The sequence below is a fragment of the Amycolatopsis sp. NPDC051903 genome (assembly GCF_044452505.1).
Taxonomy (GTDB): Bacteria; Actinomycetota; Actinomycetes; order Mycobacteriales; family Pseudonocardiaceae; genus Amycolatopsis.
This window is the reverse complement of the sequence record NZ_JBITBT010000008.1, coordinates 1-18,789: the sequence shown is the minus strand read 5'-3', so window position 1 is coordinate 18,789 and position 18,789 is coordinate 1. Positions and strand designations below refer to the sequence as shown.

The 18,789-nt window shown below is 66.5% G+C and carries 10 protein-coding genes; 3 read left to right on the top strand and 7 right to left on the bottom strand.

The features are described 5' to 3' along the window. Nucleotides 1–39: 39 nt before the first annotated feature. The 3 genes from ACIA77_RS19785 to ACIA77_RS19775 form a co-directional block, all read right to left on the bottom strand. Entirely contained in the window at nt 40–6,816 is a 6,777-nt protein-coding gene (locus ACIA77_RS19785; RefSeq protein WP_395887351.1) for a polymorphic toxin-type HINT domain-containing protein, read from the bottom strand. 504 nt (nt 6,817–7,320) lie between these two features. Continuing rightward, nucleotides 7,321–8,247, bottom strand: a complete 927-nt coding sequence (locus tag ACIA77_RS19780; protein ID WP_395887350.1) for a LamG-like jellyroll fold domain-containing protein — start codon at nt 8,245–8,247, stop codon at nt 7,321–7,323. Next, nucleotides 8,226–11,585 carry a LamG-like jellyroll fold domain-containing protein gene (locus ACIA77_RS19775; protein ID WP_395887349.1) on the bottom strand — a complete coding sequence of 1,120 codons (3,360 nt, stop codon included), beginning with the start codon at nt 11,583–11,585 and terminating at the stop codon, nt 8,226–8,228. The genes ACIA77_RS19780 and ACIA77_RS19775 overlap by 22 nt, the downstream gene beginning before the upstream one ends. Before the next feature lie 1,505 nt (nt 11,586–13,090). On the opposite strand from ACIA77_RS19775, the gene ACIA77_RS19770 reads away from it, so the two are divergent. Beyond that, nucleotides 13,091–13,717 carry a hypothetical protein gene (locus ACIA77_RS19770; protein ID WP_395887348.1) on the top strand — a complete coding sequence of 209 codons (627 nt, stop codon included), beginning with the start codon at nt 13,091–13,093 and terminating at the stop codon, nt 13,715–13,717. Between the two features lie 126 nt (nt 13,718–13,843). Here ACIA77_RS19770 and ACIA77_RS19765 read toward each other — a convergent pair whose 3' ends face one another. The 4 genes from ACIA77_RS19765 to ACIA77_RS19750 all read right to left on the bottom strand — a co-directional run bounded on the left by ACIA77_RS19765 (nt 13,844) and on the right by ACIA77_RS19750 (nt 17,130). Next, entirely contained in the window at nt 13,844–14,662 is an 819-nt protein-coding gene (locus tag ACIA77_RS19765; protein WP_395887347.1) for a class I SAM-dependent methyltransferase, read from the bottom strand. After that, on the bottom strand, nt 14,662–15,870 hold the full coding sequence (locus ACIA77_RS19760; protein WP_395887346.1) for a cytochrome P450: 1,209 nt from the start codon (nt 15,868–15,870) through the stop codon (nt 14,662–14,664). Before ACIA77_RS19760 ends, ACIA77_RS19765 begins: the two co-directional genes overlap by 1 nt. A 217-nt stretch (nt 15,871–16,087) precedes the next feature. Continuing rightward, complete coding sequence (locus ACIA77_RS19755; RefSeq protein WP_395887345.1) at nt 16,088–16,465, bottom strand: MmcQ/YjbR family DNA-binding protein; 378 nt, start codon at nt 16,463–16,465, stop codon at nt 16,088–16,090. A gap of 365 nt (nt 16,466–16,830) precedes the next feature. Then, the gene (locus ACIA77_RS19750; RefSeq protein ID WP_395887344.1) at nt 16,831–17,130 is read right to left on the bottom strand and encodes an EthD family reductase; all 300 of its coding nucleotides are present in this window, start codon (nt 17,128–17,130) and stop codon (nt 16,831–16,833) included. 469 nt (nt 17,131–17,599) lie between these two features. On the opposite strand from ACIA77_RS19750, the gene ACIA77_RS19745 reads away from it, so the two are divergent. Together ACIA77_RS19745 and ACIA77_RS19740 are read left to right on the top strand one after the other, a co-directional pair. After that, nucleotides 17,600–18,220, top strand: coding sequence for a malonic semialdehyde reductase (locus ACIA77_RS19745; protein ID WP_395887343.1), 621 nt, complete (start codon nt 17,600–17,602; stop codon nt 18,218–18,220). 30 nt (nt 18,221–18,250) lie between these two features. Further along, nucleotides 18,251–18,789, top strand: a 539-nt coding sequence (locus ACIA77_RS19740) for a carboxymuconolactone decarboxylase family protein (RefSeq protein WP_395887342.1), incomplete at its 3' end; no start/stop codon positions are given.

The window sequence follows — 18,789 nt, the reverse complement described above, 5'->3', positions numbered from 1 at the left end:
GGCTCGGAACCCTTGGCCCAAGGCGGCGCCTTCTCTCCGTTAGCATCCACAATTTGGCCCTCTCAGCTGCGTGAATCCATCATCATAGTGGCCCGTATACCATACCTCCCCACGTCCACCGAAGATCAGCCGACCGCTCGCAGGCCGAGGCCCGCCTGGAGGCGCAGGAAGGATATCCGTCTCGACATAGTATCTCGGCGGAGCAGGAGGCAGCCCTTGGCCACCATAGATACCAGGATTTCCTCTAGTCCCTCCTTGCCTTACTCCCGGCGGCAGAGTGCCGTCAGTGTCCATTTGCTGTATCACCTTTTGAACATCAGATTGGAGATCAGATGGGACGCCATCGATCGAAAGGTGTGGACAAGCACCCGTATTGTGGACGAGGAGCGATACAGAATCGCCAACAAAGTAGTCATGCAGGCTATCGATCGTCAGATCGTAGGTCTTACCTCCGCCGACGTGAGTCACGAGGCCCTGAACAACGACGGTGGCGCCATTTCGAGAAAGCACCTCGTCGCCACGCTGTAGCTGGCCTGCTTCGACCCAGTGGTGGGTGCGTGCTTCCCAGATCTGGTGGTGCTCGGTGGTGTGCACGATTTGGTTGTCACTGCCGACGAGCTCCAGGTCGACGCGGTCGTGGTCGTCCGTGGTGACGTGGACTGCGGTGACGGCGTGTTGTTCCAGTTTGCCGCTGTCGGGGTCGGTGTTGATGATCTTGTCGCCGACCTTGATCTCGGAGATCGGTTTCGTGGTGCCGTCGGCCATGAGGACGCGGGTGTCGCCGGTGAAGCTGTGTGGTATGGGGCAGGCGGGCGCAGTGAGCTCGTCAATGTCCTTGACGAAGTCGAGAGCTCGTTCAGCTCGTTTGGATTCGACCAGGGCCTTGAGCGCTTTCGCGCCCTTCCCGACGGGGATCAGGGAGGCAAGGGTGGATAGGCAGTCGCCCCAATTGGGGTTGTCGACGCAGCGGGCTGCTTCGGGGATCCCTGTCATTTCCCAGCCGACTTGGAGGATCTCCTTGATCGTCATGCCCTCGTGGTGGTACTCGCGATAGATCGACTCTGCGCGCTCACGCGTTGGCGTGTCTAGACCTTTACCCAAAACCTTGGCGTTCTCAGCCAGGCAATGACGGTTCCAATTGCATGTGTAGATCCCGGCCTGCCTGTACGGCGCGTAGAACGAGTCCAGGTGTCCCGTGTAGCCCCAGTTCTCACAGGCAAGCCGGTCGTCAACACCGCTGCAAATCGACAGTTGCGGTTCGAGACCGGTCGGGTCGGTGTTGGCGATGGGATTGTCGAACCCGTAGGTATAGGCGTTGAGGTGCAACGGATTCATCGGATCCAGCAGCGGGTCCGGAGTGACGAACGCACCGGTAGCCGGGTCGTATTCGCGGGCACCGAGATTCGTGAGCCCGGTCGTGTTCTGGTATCCACCCAAGAAGCCGCGGTTGTTTGCCCACGGACCGTCCGCCGTACCCCGCGGGACGCCGTACGGGTCCTGGTACCGCTTGTGCACCGCGAGGTTCGCCGCATCGACGGTGGCGTACACCGTGCCCTGGGCATCGGAGATCAGCCAGGACACGCCGGCGACCCCGTTGCGTTCGGCGATGGGCTGCCCGTTGTAGCTGTAGTAGCGGGTGCCGATGGCGGTGGTGCTGCCGGCGGCGACGTGGATTTCGGTGTCCCCGACGGTGAGGGTGACTCCGGTGGGGTCGCGGGTGATGAGGCGGTTGCCGTCGGCGTCGTAGACGTAGGTGCTGGTTTTGCCGTCGGCTTCGGTGACCGAGGCGATGTTGCCCTCGGCGTCGTAGGTGAAGGTCTGGCCGGCGCCGGCGGGACCGCGGGTGAGGGTGCGGCCGGTGTCGTCGTAGCCGTAAGTGCTGGTGCTGGTGGTGTTGCCGCTGACGCGGGTCACGGTCTGCGGGGCGTGTGGCTGGCTCGCGCCGGGGTCGGGGTAGGTCGTGGTGGTGGTCGCGTCGCCGCCGGTGGAGTGCTGGACCTGCTTGATGCGGTTGTCTTCGGCGTCGTAGCCCCAGGACGTCCAGTACGGTGCCGCGCCCCCGAGCGCTGCCGCAGAGGCTTGTGCCGAGCAGTCGGCTGAAGATGGTGTCCAGGCGTCGGTCAGGCGTTGGCGGTAGTCGTAGGTGAAGCACTGGACGTCGCTCGCGCCGTCTTGGGGGGTGTCGGCGAGTTTGGTGAGGTTGCCGGCCGGTTGGTAGGAGTACTGGCGGTTGGTGACGTCGTAACCAGTGCTGGTGGCCCGCTGCGCCAGTGTGCTGGCCAGCCTGTTGGTGCCGTCTTCGTAGGTGTTGGTGACGGCGACCTGGTACGGGCTGGTCGGGTCCTGGAAGTTGGTGCGCAGGACCTCGGCCTGGGGGTTGTAGTCGGTTTCGGATACCAGGTACAGCAGCCCGCCGGTGGACGACGACGCTCGCAGGCCGGTGGGTTGTCCGAGTGTGCCGTAGTCGTGGTAGATCGTTTCGCGCGGGACTCCACCCTTTTGCGGGCTGGTGGTGGTCGCGACCGCTCCGGTGAGCGGGTCGTATTCGGTGCTGAAGCTGTAGGTGCCACCGAGTCCGGTTTCGAAGGTCGGGATGGTGTAGCGGTTGCCGGTGGCGCGTCCGGCGTCGTCGTAGCCGGTGACGGCGGTCGAGTAGGAGCGGCCGTCGACGTAGTGGGTCGAGCCGGTCGGCAGACCCGGCCGCACGGTGTCGTATGTCCAGTCGGCGAGTTTGGTGCCGTTGGTCGTGCCCTGGTACTCGGCGGTCTTGCGGCCGAGGTTGTCGTAGGTGTACGCGAGGGTGCGGTGTTGGGCGTCGGTGCTCGTCGTCAGTTGGTCGCCGTCGTCGTAGGTGTAGGTGCTGGTGCCGGTGTCGGGGTCAGTGGTCGAAACCTTGCGATCGTGCAGGTCGTAGGTCGTGGTCCACGTGTTCTTGCCCGTCGCGTCGGTGACGGTCGCGAGCTGACCGTTGGGCGCGTAGGCGTAGGTGGTGACGTCCGCGGGATCGGTCGGGCCGGTGTGGTCGCGGTCGTGGTATTGCAGGGTCTGGACGTTTTGCCCGAGCCCGTTGTTGACGAGTGCCATCGCCGTGCCGCCAACCGGCGGGATCGTGGTCGTGCGCAGGCCGTCGTAGCGGGTGGTAGTACGCCACTGCTCGGCGCCGTCCAGGGCGTAAGCCGCGCCAATGGTGCGGCCGGCGCTGTCATAGGTGGTGAACGTGCTGTTGGGCACGGCGTTGTCCTGCACGACGTGCAGCGTCTTGTCCGGACCTGAATCGCCGTTCCAGTAGTTGTTGTGCGAGATGTAGACGCGGCCTTGCGAGTCGTACAGCGTGTCCGTCAGGACTCGACCACCTTGCGCGTAGGCCGTCGGCCCCTGGGTCTGGACCGTGCGGCCGAGTCCGTCGATTAGCGTGTAGCTGGTGGCGTACTGCGCGTTGGCCAGCAGGGAGTTCGTGGCGACGTAGCTGATCTTGCCGGCGTCAGCGGTGACGAGGTACTCGTAGGTTGTCGACGGCTGGGCGTTGCGGGTCTTGTCGTGGCCGGGCGCCCACACGGCGGTGATGCGGCCGAGCGGATCGTAGGTGGCGTCGGTGCGCAGGCCACTGTTGTCGATTTCGGACAGCACCGAGCCGGACACCGAGTCCAGCACCTTGGTGGAGGTAAACGTGCGCGTGTCGGTCGCGCTGATCGGTGGTGTGGTCGTCGTGATCTGGGTGACGGGCCCGCCGGTCGTGGGGGTGTAGGCCGTGGTGGTCGCGATGCCCCGGTGGTCAGCGACCTTGAGGCTCCGGCCGTATTGGTCGTACGTCGTCGTCTGGTCCGGAGCCCGGAAGGTCTCCGCACCGCCGGCAGGCCAAGTGTCCAGGACGTCGCTCTGGGTTACGTCGCCGATCGTGGGTGGTGTGCCGTACGGCTGTGAGTCGAACGAGTTCTTCGTGTCCGACACGATCGTGCTCGCAGTCGCCGCGGAGGCGCAGGTTCCTGCGTACTCGGTGGTTCGCTCGACCGCGTTCAGGAGCCAGACGGAAGTGTTGGGAAGGTATGTCGTCGTGGCGCACTTGGTCTGCGCGGGGTCCGGAGTCGTCCCGTTGAGCGCGCCATCGGTCTCTACTGAGGTCGGCAAGCCGTAGTCGCCGAAGGTCGTAACCGTGCGACTCGTCTGCCACTGCTGGCTCGAGTCGCTCCACACGCGCGTTCGCTGGACAGCAGTGCCGGTGTAGTAGGACTGGAACCCGTCTGTGTCGGTCGCAGTGGGATTGGGGCTTCGCCAAGGATCGCTGAGGGCGTCGGCGATGACGTTCCCGGCCAGGTAGGTCAGGCTCTCCCGGGTGAACCCGGCGTACTGCTCGAGGTCTGTGACGTTTTCGCCCCAGAAGCTCGGCACGGAGACACTGCGGTGTCCCCCATTGGGCTGCGCGTCGCCGTCCATACCTCGGAGATAGCGGGTTTCGGTGACCGCTTGAGGGCCGGAGGGATCACCCGTCGCCGCGCCCTTGGTGGTTTTGACCTGACCATAGCCGCGGAACTGAGACCACGTCCGGTACTTCGGATCCGACAGCGGGTTGTCGTCGTGGTGCCAGGCGGCACCGCCGAGGTAATCGTAGTGAGTCAGGATCTGTTGGGAGAAGGTGGACAGAACGCCGGACTGCGTACCCGAATCGGCCAGACCGGTGCGGGCATCCTCGGTGATATCGGTGACCGGGAACTTGTTGAACCAGTCGAGAATCGGGTCGGTCGCGCCACCCGGAGTCCAGTAGACCGGATAGCAGGCAAGGGTGTTGGTCTCCGGTGAGGCCGGCATCTTCACACCAGTCACGCACTCCGGATCAGCGTACTTGACGGTCGTGACGCCACCGGTCGAGTTGGTGATCGAGTCGATCCGCAACCGGGTCAGCGCGGTGTAGTTGTGGGTGGCGTCGACGCGATTGGCCTTGGGAACCCCGTGGAACAACGTCGGCGGAAGCGACAGTGCCGGCTGCGTGCCCGACGTGTTGGCAAGACCGGTCTGCGTAATCGAGTCGAGCCACAGGGCAGGACTGTTGCCATCGCCGCTGGCCGGGTACGACTGACCGAGGGTCCACGACACGGCCGGTTTCCAGCCGCCGTTCCCGTCGGTGACCTGGCCGGTGATCGTGGTGTAACGCTTCCGGCTGAAGAACGTCGCGGACGCGTTGAGGCACTTGGTGCCGACCGCGCAGATGCGGTCGAACGGTACGTCGGGCCAATGCGTGGTGTTGTCCTTGGTCAGCTGCGCCGGGTCACACGAGAAGGACGCGTCGGGCAGGCATCGCTCAGTGGTACCGAAGACGACCCGAGCCGGCGGCGTCGAGTAGACGTTCGCCACCCTGGTGTTGAACCCGTACTCGATCCGGGACAGGTAGCCACCACGGACGTAGCTCGTGGGCGCGGTCGTGTTGTTGTTCACCGCGTACGCGTTGGTCTCGGTGTCGTAGTAGTAGACCGTCGCGTTGCCGTGGGGGTCGACCGAGTAGTCGAGGTTCCAGCGCCACGCTGTGTTCGTGCATGAGGAATCAGCGAAAGCCGTGTGGTAGCACGGTTCGCCGGGGTTGTTGCCGAACACGGGCTCGGTCCACGCCGAATGGGTCTCCGCGTTCCCGGTCTGCCAACCGGGCAAGTGGTTGAGGCCGAAGAAGTACTGGGTGCCGTCGATCGTCGTCAGCTTCCACGCCTCACCACCCTGCGTGCCGTTGGCGACTCCCGTCAGCTTCTCGATCTTCGAGCCCTGGTCGATCTTCGTATGCCAGCTGCTCGGGTTGTTCTTGTCCTTGACCAGCATGTCGTTGCTGCCGGCGAACGAGATCGTGGCGTTGTCACTGAAGTAGCATAGGTCACCGTTCTGCTTGTCCTGGCCGTTGTTTCCCCCCAGGTCCTCGGCGCAGGACTTGTACGACCGCTCGATGTACCCGCCGCCGGACAGGGACCAGCCATCGCCGACCGGTGACGCCTGGTTGTTCGTTGCGGAAGTCAGACCGTCGACCGCGTCGGACGAGTAGTCCAGGCTGATGTCCGGCCCTTTGCCGGTCGGGCCCGCCGGCACGGCCAGCGGGTACGAGTAGGTGAACGCGCCGGTAGATCCTCCGGACGTCCACGAGCCTGCCGGTTTCAGGTCGGTGGCCTTGAAGTCACCACCGTCGCCCTGGTCCTCCGCTTCAGCCGCCAGCACCATCGAAGTGGCCGCCGGTGCGAAAGCCGTCTGACCGATGAGGCGGTCGGACTTCGCCTCGTTCGAGGACTGCACCGGCGTCTTCGTCCGGCATTGAGGCTGCTCCGGCGTCGTGAGGATGCACGAAGGATATTCGACGAAACGGAGGCGAGAGCCGTAGTCGGCGCCGAACGCCTTGGCGAACGGCGTGTAGTCGAGGTTCACATCGAGCGGCCCCGTCGTGTCACCACCGGCCGCCGAAACCCGGACCAAGGTGCCTCGAACCCCGGCGCGATCCGCTTGTGCTTGATCCAGCACATCGAGCTTGACCTTGCCTGAGGCGTGTGTGCCGCTTCGCGCGGCCCTGCGCACGGTCACTGCCGACTTGTCGTCCGCCGGTGTTCCGCCCGAAGGCGGCAACGAGACCTCGTGGCTATCGGCCTTCGGCCATGCCACCTTCGGCAGCGCCGCCGAAGCGACACCGCCCGGATGCGGTACGAGACCGCCCTTCTCACCCGGCACAGACGCGGGCTTCTGCGTCGCAGGGAGATCCCAGCCAAGCCCATGCCAACCCCCAGTCGCATTCGCCGGAGCGGCGACCGCCTGCTGCGCCGCAGCGGCCATCATGACCACGACGGCGCCCGCGGTCACTCTGACCCATCTGCTCACGCTGATCCGTGCGCGCATCATCAACCGTCCTCAAGCCCTCGGGAAGGATCTCGTCATTGCCAAGAAGGAATTCAGCCGCGGAACAGCTGACGCAGGCCGTACTTGGCGAAGCCGCTACCGACCATTGCGACACCGCGGACGCCCTCATACACACTGGTTCCGGCCACGCTCCCGTAACACTCGTCAGAGCGGTCCCGCCTCGGATTCCCCGGCCCAGGAACAGGCCGGCTTCCCGAGTACGGGCTGGACGTGCCTCCACCGTCGGCCGTGTTGAGGAGGAGGTGATGCTTCACGTCGTCGACAGACACCGTGACCATTGCCGTCGACGCGTAATACGAGACAGCGAGATGGGTCCAGGCGTTGTCGACGATGTTGCCGTCGCTCAATGCGTACCTACCGACGTCGTCTGCTCTGACCCGGCTACTCGTCCGAAACCGCGCGCGCATCACAAACCCTGTCCTCGAGGCTGGAAGAATTTCGGTGTACTCAGCCCGCGAGCAATTGGCGGGGATCGTCTTCGACTCGGTCGCTGCCGACGAGAGCCATGTCGCGAACACCGGCGTACACGCGTACGCCCGCCACATCGCCATACCATTGGTCGGAGCGTTGGCCGTTCCACACGCCCCGTCCGATGAACAGATCACCGGTACTGGGCCGGCTGGTGATGCCCTGGCCGTTGGTCGTGCCCAGGTAGGTGTTCTGCTTCTTGCCGTTGACGTAGAACGCCATCGTGCCGGTCGACGCGTCGTAGGTCGCTGACAGGTGAACCCAGGTGTTGTCGACGGCGTCGGCGTCACTGACCGCCCACCACGCTCCAGGGTCGGTAGGCGTGGAACTGATGAGCATCGTCCACTTGGGATGTACAACACCATTCGCATCCGGCAAAGGGTGATACCCGAGCAGCTCGGCAGAGAACTGCGGATCATCCATGCCCACCACGGCTCGCCCGTTCGGGTCGATCGCGCCGTGCGCGGCCACGTCATCGGCTGTCCAGGAGTGGTACACCCACGCTTCGACGGTGTAGGACTTTTCTGTGCGCAGGTTCGCCGGCCGGCCCGAGTCGATCTGTCCCGTCCCGGACCCGTCGAAACGCGCGGCGCACGCGTTGTCGTCTGCAGCAAGGCTCACGCCGCCGGAACCAGTCCCGGTCGTCTTGCTGATCGTGTCGAAATATCGGTGGCCGTACAGCGACGCGACTTGGTCATCGGTCAGGACCTGGCCCCAGCCCTGGACCTGGTCGACGGAGCCCTTGAAGAAGTTTCCGACGCCGATGTTCGAGCCGACCGTGAAAGCACCCTGGGCGCTCCACACGGTGGGTACGGTGTTCTGGCCTTCGAGCTTCCCGTTAACGTACAGCCGGACGCGCATCGTCTCCTGGTCGAAGACCCCGGTCAGCATGGTCCAGGCGCCCACTGTGGCGCCTGGCTCCCCAATGCCCAGTGGTAGTTGTCGACGGTGTCGTCATCGGCGGTGGTCATCCCGAAGACCCACCGGTTGACGTCCGGCGAGTAGCGCAACTGGAACGCCGCCGTGTGCTGACCGCCCTGGGTGAAGAGCGTGTAGTAGCCGTTGGCGTCGTCCAGCTTGGCCCACGCGGACACGGTGAACGACTGCGTCGTGTCCACCGCCGGCGCCGCGGTGCCGTAGCCGGTGGAACCGTCGAAGTGGACCGCGCCTGCGGTGTGGCCGCTCGTCCAGCCGTAGCCGCCGTTGAGGGTCATGGCATTGCCGAACGCGCTGGTGTCATTGGCGGTGCTGCCCGTGCCGTCATCGAGGGCCCAGTTGCTTTGCAGCGACGGGACGGTGGTGCCGAGGACGTCCGCGCAGCCTTCGGCCAGGCCGTACTTCGCCAACGGGACGGCGGCGTTGGCCAGATCGTGGGCGTCCTGCGCGGACAGCACCCGCTGCCACACCTGCACGTCGTCCACCTGACCGGCCAGGAAGTCGGCCCGGGCCCCGTTGTACTTGCCCGAACCGATCACCAGATTCCCCGTGGCAGCCCAACCCGTTCTGACATTGGTGGCCTGCTTGGCGCCATCGACGTAGAGCGTCATCGTCCCCGTCGACGCGTCATAGGTACCGGCCACATGGGTCCAGACCCCCAGCGCAGGAGGCTTCGTCGACTTCGCCCGGACCACACCGGCATTGGCCTGGTCGGCGGCCAGCATGCTGAAGGCCCACGCGTTGTCGTCCTTGGAGTACTGCAGGTAAAAGCCGCTCCCCTGGTTGCCGTCCTGGGAGATCACGGTCTGGAACCCGTTGGTGTTGGCCAGCTTCACCCACGCGCCCACGCTGAACGACTTCGTCGTGTCCAGCACCGGACCACTGGTGGTGACATAGCCGCTGGAACCGTCCAGGGTCAGCGCGCCCTTGGCGCCTTCGCTGTAGCCGGCGGTGTCAGGGTGGGTCCAGGCGTTGCCGTGGTCGTAACCGGCGACCCAGTCACCACCGGCGATCAAGCTCGCGGTGTGCACGGCCACGCCGTCGTTGTTCGGTGTCGTGTTCGCGGTGTCGGCCAGAATCCGGCCGCCCATCTCATCCAGCGGCCACGCCCCCACCAGACCGACGGAAGGGGTGAAGGGCAGCACGTGGAAGGAACAGGACCCGGCGTCGAGGTTGCCGCTGGTGACGCAGGTGGCGTCCGGGCCCGGCGTCCCGGCCCTGTTCACCGCCTTGACCTTGATCAAGTTCTGGTTGCCGTTGATCGCCAACGCGGACAGGTCAGCCGTGGCGATCAGATTGCCGTTCGCATCCGTACCCTGGGTCGCCTTGACACTGGGCGAGCCCTGCGGCTGCGGCTCGGAACCGTCGGTGGTGTAGATGAAATGGTCGACGTCGTAGAGCCCGGCTGTGGCCATGCCCACCGAAACACCGAAGTGCACACTGTCGTTCTGGTGCTCCGGCGGTGTGCCGGTCATGGTCACCGAAGGCGCCCGTGGCACTGTCGAGTCGACGGTGAACTCGCAGTTGCCCACCCAGGGCGACGACAGCTGACCATCGCTGACCTGCATAGACCAGTTGTAGACGCCATCCCCTGCGATCCACCCGCTGGGAACAGCCGCGAACTGCGCGATCGCCACCTGGTTGGGACCCGGCGTACCGACCGTCACGGGGCTGCCGCTGTTGTCGTGGACATTGGTGCTGTTGCCCGCTGTCCCGGCGCCCACCTTGAACCCGGCCAGCAGCGTGCCGCCGTCCGGATCGGACACCCGCCCGGCGAGCTGTGGCGTCTTGGTGAACACCCACGGCCGGTTCGGGCCGCTGGCGCACGGCAGCACGCCGTTCTGCATCGTCAAATTCGCCGGCGGATTCGGGTAGGAGTCGTAGTCGACCTGGAAGTACGGGTTCAGATCGAACCGGCGCCACGCAGCGGTGGTGACCTCATTGTGGGCCGCGAGGACGAACCACGCGCTCTGCCAGTAGTTCGCCGCCGCGTCCTGCGCTGCTTTGAGTGCGTTGAATTGTCCAACCACATTCGGCGCGTCGCTGCAGTTCGCGACGTTCATGTCGGACACCCAGTACGGCCAGCTCGGCTGCTGGTTCCAGGTCGTGCCGCTGTTGGCGGGGTTCGAGATCCACAGGCCGGTCGGATCAGGGCTGCAGCTGTAGCTGTGCTGGATCGTGGTGTTCAAGGTTGCGGACTTGATCACCGTACCGCCGAGGCGCGAGGTGTTCATCTGGATGTACGACCGCGACTTCGCAGCGCTGTCGTAATCCTCGAACCCAGCCTTCAAGTTCGACAGGTCACCCGTGGAGGCGTTCCAGTTGTGCGCGTCCGCGTGCCCGGACTGCACCACCACGTGCGACTGAATGCCACAGGAGGTGCACCAGTTGCTTGGGTCCAGGGACACCGGGTACTTCGTGGTCGGGTCGGCGAGGAACGCCTCGTCCGGCGTGATCGTCACCTTGTCCGGCGTGAGTGTGAAGTCCATCATTGCTTCGTGGCGGCCGCCGCCTTCGCCGAGTTGCTGCTCAGCCTGGGAGCCTTCACCAGACGAGTCCCACATCCTCGAGGCGTCGCCGGCGAAGACGACTTGCCCGCTGGAATCTTTGACCTCGAGGCCGTCCGTCGGCGTCGATTGGGCCGGCGTGCCGCGCCCATCGCCCTCAGCCACGGAGACCGTCGCGTTGTGCGTGTACAGACCGAACGGCACATCCCGCAACTGGGGGTTCTGCGCCGCTTCGGGGGTCTTGATGACGAGATTCTCGGTGTAGCCCTCGGTCGCCGCCTTGACCGTCAGGTCGACACCCGGAAGAACCTCGGAGTAAATAGCAGTGTCACCGGCAAGAGTCGGCTCCGGCAGGTCACTGGCCCACTTCAGACCGACCGCCGTGCCGTCTTCTCCCGCCTGGACAATCGGCTTCGCCGCTGAACCAGTGCCGCCGGGGTTGAGGCTCACGTCCACGGTGACGGCCTTCGGACCGATCGAACCGTCGGGTCTTCGCACCAGCGTCGTGTCAATCGGCACCCAGCCGGCGCCCTGCTTGACCCGCACCGGGTTCGTGTACTCGGTCAACGTCCACGAACCATCCGGATTCGCGACCGTCTTCGACGTCTCCGTGGTCTCGGACGACACTTCGACCTGCTTGTCGCCCGCCCGGGCGTACGCCGTCGCCGTCGCCTCGTCCGGCGCCGAATCCGGCACGTTCGCGGCCGGAGCCGCGATAACCGGCTGCACCAAAGCCACAGAGCTCAACACGACCGCAGCCGTCACGACAACAGCGCGCCAGCGCACACCAACGGAACGCACGACATTCCCCTCGCCAAGAGCACCAGCCAACCCGCTGGGCCCCCGACGAACCCAAGATCACTCTGCCAAACGGCATTACTCGCGGAAATAGACCAAGCGGCGTATTCGACGGAAAGTGACCGCAACTCCCCAAGCCGCCTCATGGGAAATTGAGCGGCAAAATCAACAAAACGGACCAACCTGCCACGCGACCCTCTCGTCACAGAAGTCCGCTCCCGGGCAGTCCCCACAGCAGCAGACGACCGCTGCGCGACCACCGGCGGTCGCGCAGCGGTGAGAACCACGACGAAGCAGGACCTCGCATGCCAGATCCGGCCAAGCGGGAAACCTGCGGCGGCCATCACACCGACGACTCCACGCCACGCCTCCGACCGACACGCTCCCTAACGGGAACAACAACTCCGGCCCGCGCAAAATGTTGCCGCCTGGCCTGCGCAGCACCACCGATCCTGGAGCAGATCTGGAGCAGCGGCATGTGATCAACGGCGATCAACGGCGTCAAGCTGCGCTCAACTGCCACCAACCACATCACCGGACCAGCCGGTTCTCTATAACCGCAGGTCAGCGGCCTGGTCCGGACCTTTCTGGCAGTGAGGGGGTCAGGGGTTCGAGTCCCCTTAGCTCCACTCCATTCGCGGGGGAGCCCTGTTTGCCGAAAGCGCAAACGGGGCTCTTTTCGTTGTGTCTTTTGGGGGTCGAACCCCCAAGCCCCCGCCAAAGGCCTTCGCCCCCTGGACCCCCGACTGTGGTCACCTTGTTCGAGTAAGGTCCCCCAGGGTCCACAGATGGTCGGCTCGTGCTCGCGGAGAGCACGAGCCTTTTCTGTTCCGCGATCACATTGGGGGTCGGACCCCCAAAACCCGCCACGGGCTCCGCCCCCGGACCCCCGGCGGTGGTCGCCTTATTCGAGGAAGCAACCGTGAGCGCCGCCCTGCCGAAAGCGCAGGGCGCGTTGGTCTACGTCGACCGCAAGAAGGTGACACCAGCACGGGGTTCTTCTGCTGGTCGAACGACTGCCGACGGGGAATCATGGGGAAGTGACCACAGCCGTTGAACACGCAGCAGAGCGTGCTCGTGCGCGAGGGCAGGCAGCGGGTGCCCGCGCACGCGAGCTGGCGATGCGTCGAGCCGCCCTGGCCAGCCGTGGGCGTGCCGAGCCGGGTGGTACTGCCGCGGCTCACGCCGGGGAGCGGGTTCGGGCCGCGCAGGAGCGCGCGGCCGGCGCGAGGGAGAGCCTGCGCCAGGGCTTTCTGCGCGCGGCCGCGGCGCACGAGCGGGCCGCGCGAGGGCTTGACCGGGCAGCGGAGCACGGAGTCGGGAACGTGTTCGCCTGCCGGCGGCAGGCTGCCCAGCACCGCGCCGATGCCGAGGCGGACCGTCGGCGAGCCGAGGAATGCTCGGCGCCGCAGCGCACGCTGTCCACGGCATACGTGACGACCCGGTCGGCTCGGCGTGACATCATGCGGCGCCACCTCGCCCGCGCCGCTCACCAGGCCGACCCACCGGTGAGTCAGGCAGTGGCAGCGGCGGCGGCGCACCTGGTGCGCGATGTCGACGCGGTGGTGATCACCATCCGCGGGCACGGACTGACGCAGCACGAACTCGCGGCCACCGGCCGGTGGGGACGGCAGGCCGAGGAGCTGCAGTACCTCACCGGCGAGGGACCGTCGATCACCGCGTTCACCACTGGCGAGCCGGTCACCGTCACCGACCTGTCCGAGCACGCGGGGGTGTGGCCGGGATTCGTCGGCGCTGCGGGTGAATGCGGGGTCGGTGCGGTGTTCGCGTTCCCGCTGGCCACCGCGGCCGCTCCCCCGCTCGGCACGATGACCCTCTACCTCGCCGAAGCCGGGGGATCCCCGGCCGGACTGGCCGACGTCCACGACCTGGTCGAGCTGCTCGCGACGGCCCTGCAGGCCGATCGCGAGCTGCCCGAGCACATCAGCAGTGCCGCGGCGTATGAGGACATCAACATCGCGGTCGGTCTCCTGTCGGTCCAGCAGAACACCAGCACCGACGAGGCGCTGGCCCGGCTGCGGGCTGCGGCGTTCGTCTCCGGCCGGCCACTGACCGAGGAAGCCCGCGACGTGGTGGCCCGGCACTCGAGTCGGCATGGGAAGCGTCGGGAGTGACGAGCAGCCGCTGTGGCGCACCATCGCGAGTCGCGGGTGCAGGTCGTCCGCGTCCGAGCACACAAACAACACGAGCAACACCGAACGCAGTTGTCAGGTCCGGTGGGTCCGCGGGCAACGGTGCCGCTACGGGACGCGCGCCCACGCGGCAGCGAGGTCCGGCAGCCAAAGCAGGGCGCCGGCTTTTGTCATCTCCTCTGTTATTCGCTTCGTGAGGGTGCCGACGTCCACCTCGTCCTCGGTGGCCAGGCCGTGCGCGGTGATCACCGGCAGCATGCTGCGAGCGAGTTCCGCGATGTAGTGCGGCGCGAGTGAGTCCGCCGAACCGGCGGGGGCGGCTGTGGCCGCGCCCACGACCGACAGGCCGGCATCGCTCAGGATCGAATGGACTCGCTCTCCCAAGTTGATGTCCAGGTTGACCACCCCGGCCGCCGCGGTGATCAAGTCGAGGGTCCGGGTCGTGATCGGGCACGCGGGTACGGTTCGAGTGCGGGTGCTGACGAAATCCTGGAAGGTGACGACCCCGCCGGAGCGGACCAGTTCGGCGAGCACCCGCACGGTCGGCGCCGGTTCCTCGAGATGGGTGAGGATCAGTCGGCCGACCACCGCGTCCACCGGCTCGTCCAGCGGCACGTCCGGCAGCCGCGCCTCGACGAATGACACGTTCGTCAGCCCGGCATCGGCCACCCGGGCTCCGGCCACCGCGAGCACGGCCGGGTCGACATCGACACCGATCACCTCACCACCCGGCCCGACCAGCCGGGCCAACTGCATGGTCACGTCGCCCGCGCCACAACCGACGTCGAGCACCCGCATACCGGGTGCGATACCGGCCCGGGTCAGCAGGAACGCGGTGTGGGGCCCGTAGATCTCGGCTTGCAAGCGCAGCCGATCGGTCTCGGCCGCGGACCGGCCCAGCACGTAACCGTCCGATTCGGACACCATCACTGCCCGGTCCGGACTGGCAGGCTCTCCGGGCCGTGCATCAACGTGCTGTCGCGCCACCGGATCCGGTCCTGCGGGACGGCGAGCCGCAGGTGCGGAAACCGCGTGATCAAGGCGGCCACGGCGAGCCGACCCTCCATCCGGGCCAGTGGCGCACCCGGGCAGTAGTGGATGCCGTGTCCGAAGGCCAGGTGTCCGGTGGCTGACCGGGTGATGTCGAACCGGTCCGGGTCCGGGAACACCGACTCGTCGCGGTTGGCCGACAGCACCGACAACAGCACCATTTCGCCCTCCGGAATGGTCCCTCCGGCCAGCTCGATCGGCGAGCCCGCGAACCGCGGCGGCAGGATGTTCACCGGGGACTCGTACCGCAGCACTTCTTCGACGACGTTGTCCACCAACGAAGGATCGGCGCGCAACACGGCGAGCTGGTCCGGCGAGGTCAGCAGGCACAGGACCGCGTTGGCGATCAGGTGCACCGACGTGTCGTGCCCGGCGATCAACAGCAGCAGCGAAGTGGCGACCAGCTCGTCCGCGCTCAGCCGATCACCGTCCTCATCGGACACGGCGACGAGTTCGGAGAGCAGGTCCGGCCCGGGGTTCGCCCGCTTGCGTTCGATCAACGCGGTCAGGTACTCGACGGCCTCGGCGAGCGCCTCGTAGTAGCCGTCGCCGAGTTCGGCGTCGTTGATCTCCTGCGACCAGCCCCAGAACGCGCCGCGGCCGGCCTGCGGGATGCCGAGCAGCTCGCAGATCGCGAAGGTGGTCAGCGGCACGGCGAAGTCGGCCACCAGGTCCACCGGCACGCCCGGAGCGAACGCGTCGATCAGTTCGTCGATCACCGCCGACAGCCGCGGGCGGAGCCGTTCGACCGCGCGCGGGGTGAAGGCCCGGTTCACCAGCCTGCGCAGCCGCGTGTGGTCGGGCGGGTCGCGGTAGATCATGCTGATGCCCAGCGCCCGGTGCATCAGCTCTTCACGGGGCGTGAGTTCGCGCTGCTCGGCCGCGGCTTCCTGCTCGGCCTTCGACCGGACGTCGTGGCGGACGCGGCCGTCGCCGACGAGGGCACGCACGTCCTCGTAACGGGTGACGAGGACAGCCGCCGCCTGGCGGGCCTCCGAAGCCGGGCACACCGGCGCCGACTCGCGCAGCTTCGCCATGAAACCGTGCGCGTCCTGCATCGCTTCACCATCCACGACCACCCGCATGCGTCCCACCGTAAGCCCGCGCACCGCGTGATCAACTACCGCGGAGCGGACCGTGGCCCGGTCGGACGGCGGGCGAAGGTGATATCGGGAAGTTCGGACCTGGCGATCGGGAGGTACCGCCCGATCACGGCGGTCGCCGGCGGCGAGGGCTTGTTCTTCGACGAGAAGTTTCGTGGCCTTCTGGGCGAACTCGTCCGCGGTATGTCTCGCGACCGAGTCAGGCGTGGCGGCCGTAGGTGCGCGGATCCACGGGCTGCTGGGACTGGGGAAGTCCGCCGACCACGAGACGGTAGGAGTCGATCACGAGCTCCTTCACGAGCTTCGCGTCGAGCGTGCCCCCACCTTCCGCCGTGATCCAGTGCTTCTTGTTCATGTGATAGCCGGGGGTGATGTCTGCGTGCTGCTCACGCAGGGCCGCGGCGTTGTCCGGATCAGCTTTCAGGATCACGACGGGGCGCCCCGGCATGTCGGTCATGAGCATGAAGACCTTGCCGCGCACCTTGTAGCGCTCCCAGTCGGGATGATGCTCCAGGTCGGCGCCCGGCAGTTCCACAGCGCAATCGCCCGCGATCTTCTGCAGCTTCTGCCCGTCCAAGGTGATCAACTCCTCTGTCGATGCGAGTGCCCTGACCACCCGGCCACGGCCCGCGGTGGCGTCTCCCGCATGGCCGCCACGGACGGCGGCGCCCACACGCCGCGCACGTCGAAGTCGCGTGCTTCGATCGCCACGTACTCAGCGGCGGCGAAGCCCCGGGGTCTTACCGCGGGGAGGACGAAGTTCCCGAACAAGAGTGACGCCCACCCCGTGCGTCGGCGGGAGCTACGAGGTCAAACGGTTCAAGGACAGCCAGGCCAACACGGGCGCCCCCGAGAGCCGCTCGGCCAGGAGCTGGCCCTACTTCAGCCCGGGAACAAGCGAGCGATCGGGGCTGCGCAGTGCGCAGCCCCTCGAACCACCACTCAGGCCAGCGCGTAATGGATCATGTCCACGCCACCGGTGGCGTAGTTCGGCACGTCGCGGGCCACGGCTTTGCCCTCCGCGGACGCCAGCGCTGCGGCCATGGCCTGAGCTGATTCGAAGTCGCCGTGGAAGACCGCGAAGTACGGATTTTCGTCGCCGAGCGCGGCCACGTCCAACGAGTAGTCCGACCGGATCAGCCCGGGGAGCTTCGCAGCCAAAGGCAGGTGCGTGGTGACGTAGTATTCACGGAAGTGCTTGGGGTCCACCGGCGGGCGATAGAGCACAGTGAGACGGTGCATCGAAAATCCTTTCTCGACAGTTCACAGTTGACCGGCCCCCCTGCGGCCGACGAGCTGCACAACTGCCCCTCCCCCGCTAGCCGCCGGACAACGTGATCGGCGCAACTCCGGGCACAGCGTCCCGAAATTTCGCAGTCGCGCACGAGCATCTTCAATTCCAGGAGTGGTTACAACTGCCCCCGAACTAGCGGTCGGTAACCGGTGTCGAACGGCGCGCCGCAGCAGACGAGCGGAGAGGATGGTCGCCGGCTTCGTCGGATGGCTGCTCAGCAGCGGACGAACGGCACACCCGCGCGGCGAACCTCGCAGAGGCGGGCAAGCTGTTGTCGCCCAGGCGAAAGCTGCCCAGCCGAAGCAACGAACAGTGCTGTGCGTTCCCGACATTGATGTGCTGTCTTCCGGCCCGGCCTCACCCTTGAGAACATGTGAACGAGAAAGCGAAGCGGTTGACACCCAAGGGAAATCTCACATGACGGGCGATATCGAAACCGAGCCGAACGCGCGGCTCGAACTGGCGGAAGACGCTCAAGAACTGCTGTTCCGCAGCGCACGGACGCCGAACACGTTCACCGACGAGCCCGTGCACGACGAGCACCTCGAGGCGATCTACGACCTCTTCCGGTTCGCACCCACCTCGATGAACCAGCAACCGCTGCGGATTCTGGTGCTCCGGTCGAGCGCGGCCCGCGCCCGCCTGGATCCCTACTTGGCGGAGGGCAACCGGCCGAAGACGGCGATGGCGCCGGCGGTCGCGATCCTCGCGGCCGACCTCGAGTTCCACGAGCACCTGCCGAAGATCTTCCCCCACCGGCCGAACGCGGGCGACGCGTACGCCGACCGTGCCGTCCGGGAAAACTCGGCGCGCTTCAACGCCACCCTGCAGATCGGTTACTTCATCCTCGCGGTCCGGGCCGCTGGGCTCGCGGCCGGCCCGATGATCGGGTTCGACGCGGCCGGCGTCGACCGGGAGTTCTTCGCCGACGGCCGGCTCACTTCACTGGTCGTGGTGAACATCGGCCGGCCCGGCCCGAACGCCTGGTTTCCCCGGCTGCCCAGGCTTTCCTACGACGAGGTCGTTACCGTCATCTGACGGACTTCCCTTTGCCCAGAAGGAGGATCCATGATCGAAGACGATTTCCACGAGCGCGGCTTGGCCATCCGGCGCGCGATGTTCGGCTCAGCCGGCGCCGAGACGCAAACTGAATCGGCGACGTGGTTCACGGACAAGCTGCAGGACATCGTGACCCGGCACGCCTACGGCGACATCTGGGCGCGAGCGGGTCTCGGTCGTCGTGACCGCAGCCTCGTCACCCTGGCGATGCTGGTGGCCCTGGGCCGCGACCACGAGCTGGCAATGCACCTCGAAGGCGCGGTCGCGAACGGCGTCACCGCCGTGGAGATCCGCGAACTGCTCCTGCACGCCACCCTCTACTGTGGACTCCCGGCCGCCGTCGACGGATTCCACGTCGCGGAGCGGGTACTCCCCAGCGCGGCGCAACCACCACGGTCGAAGTCTCCGGTCAAACTGTCGCACGTGGTCCTGCAGACCAACCGGCTCGACACCATGCGCGACTGGTACTGCCTCGTGCTGGGCGCCAAACCCGCGTACGACAACGGCAGCCTGGCGTTCCTGGCCTACGACGACGAACACCACCGCAT

What these genes read in the sequence shown, in the direction of transcription:
- ACIA77_RS19750 (WP_395887344.1), bottom strand. Translation starts at nt 17,130, where the DNA reads ATGCACCGTCTCACTGTGCTCTATCGCCCGCCGGTGGACCCCAAGCAC.
- ACIA77_RS19745 (WP_395887343.1), top strand. Translation starts at nt 17,600, where the DNA reads ATGACGGGCGATATCGAAACCGAGCCGAACGCGCGGCTCGAACTGGCG.
- ACIA77_RS19760 (WP_395887346.1), bottom strand. Translation starts at nt 15,870, where the DNA reads ATGCGGGTGGTCGTGGATGGTGAAGCGATGCAGGACGCGCACGGTTTC.
- ACIA77_RS19765 (WP_395887347.1), bottom strand. Translation starts at nt 14,662, where the DNA reads ATGGTGTCCGAATCGGACGGTTACGTGCTGGGCCGGTCCGCGGCCGAG.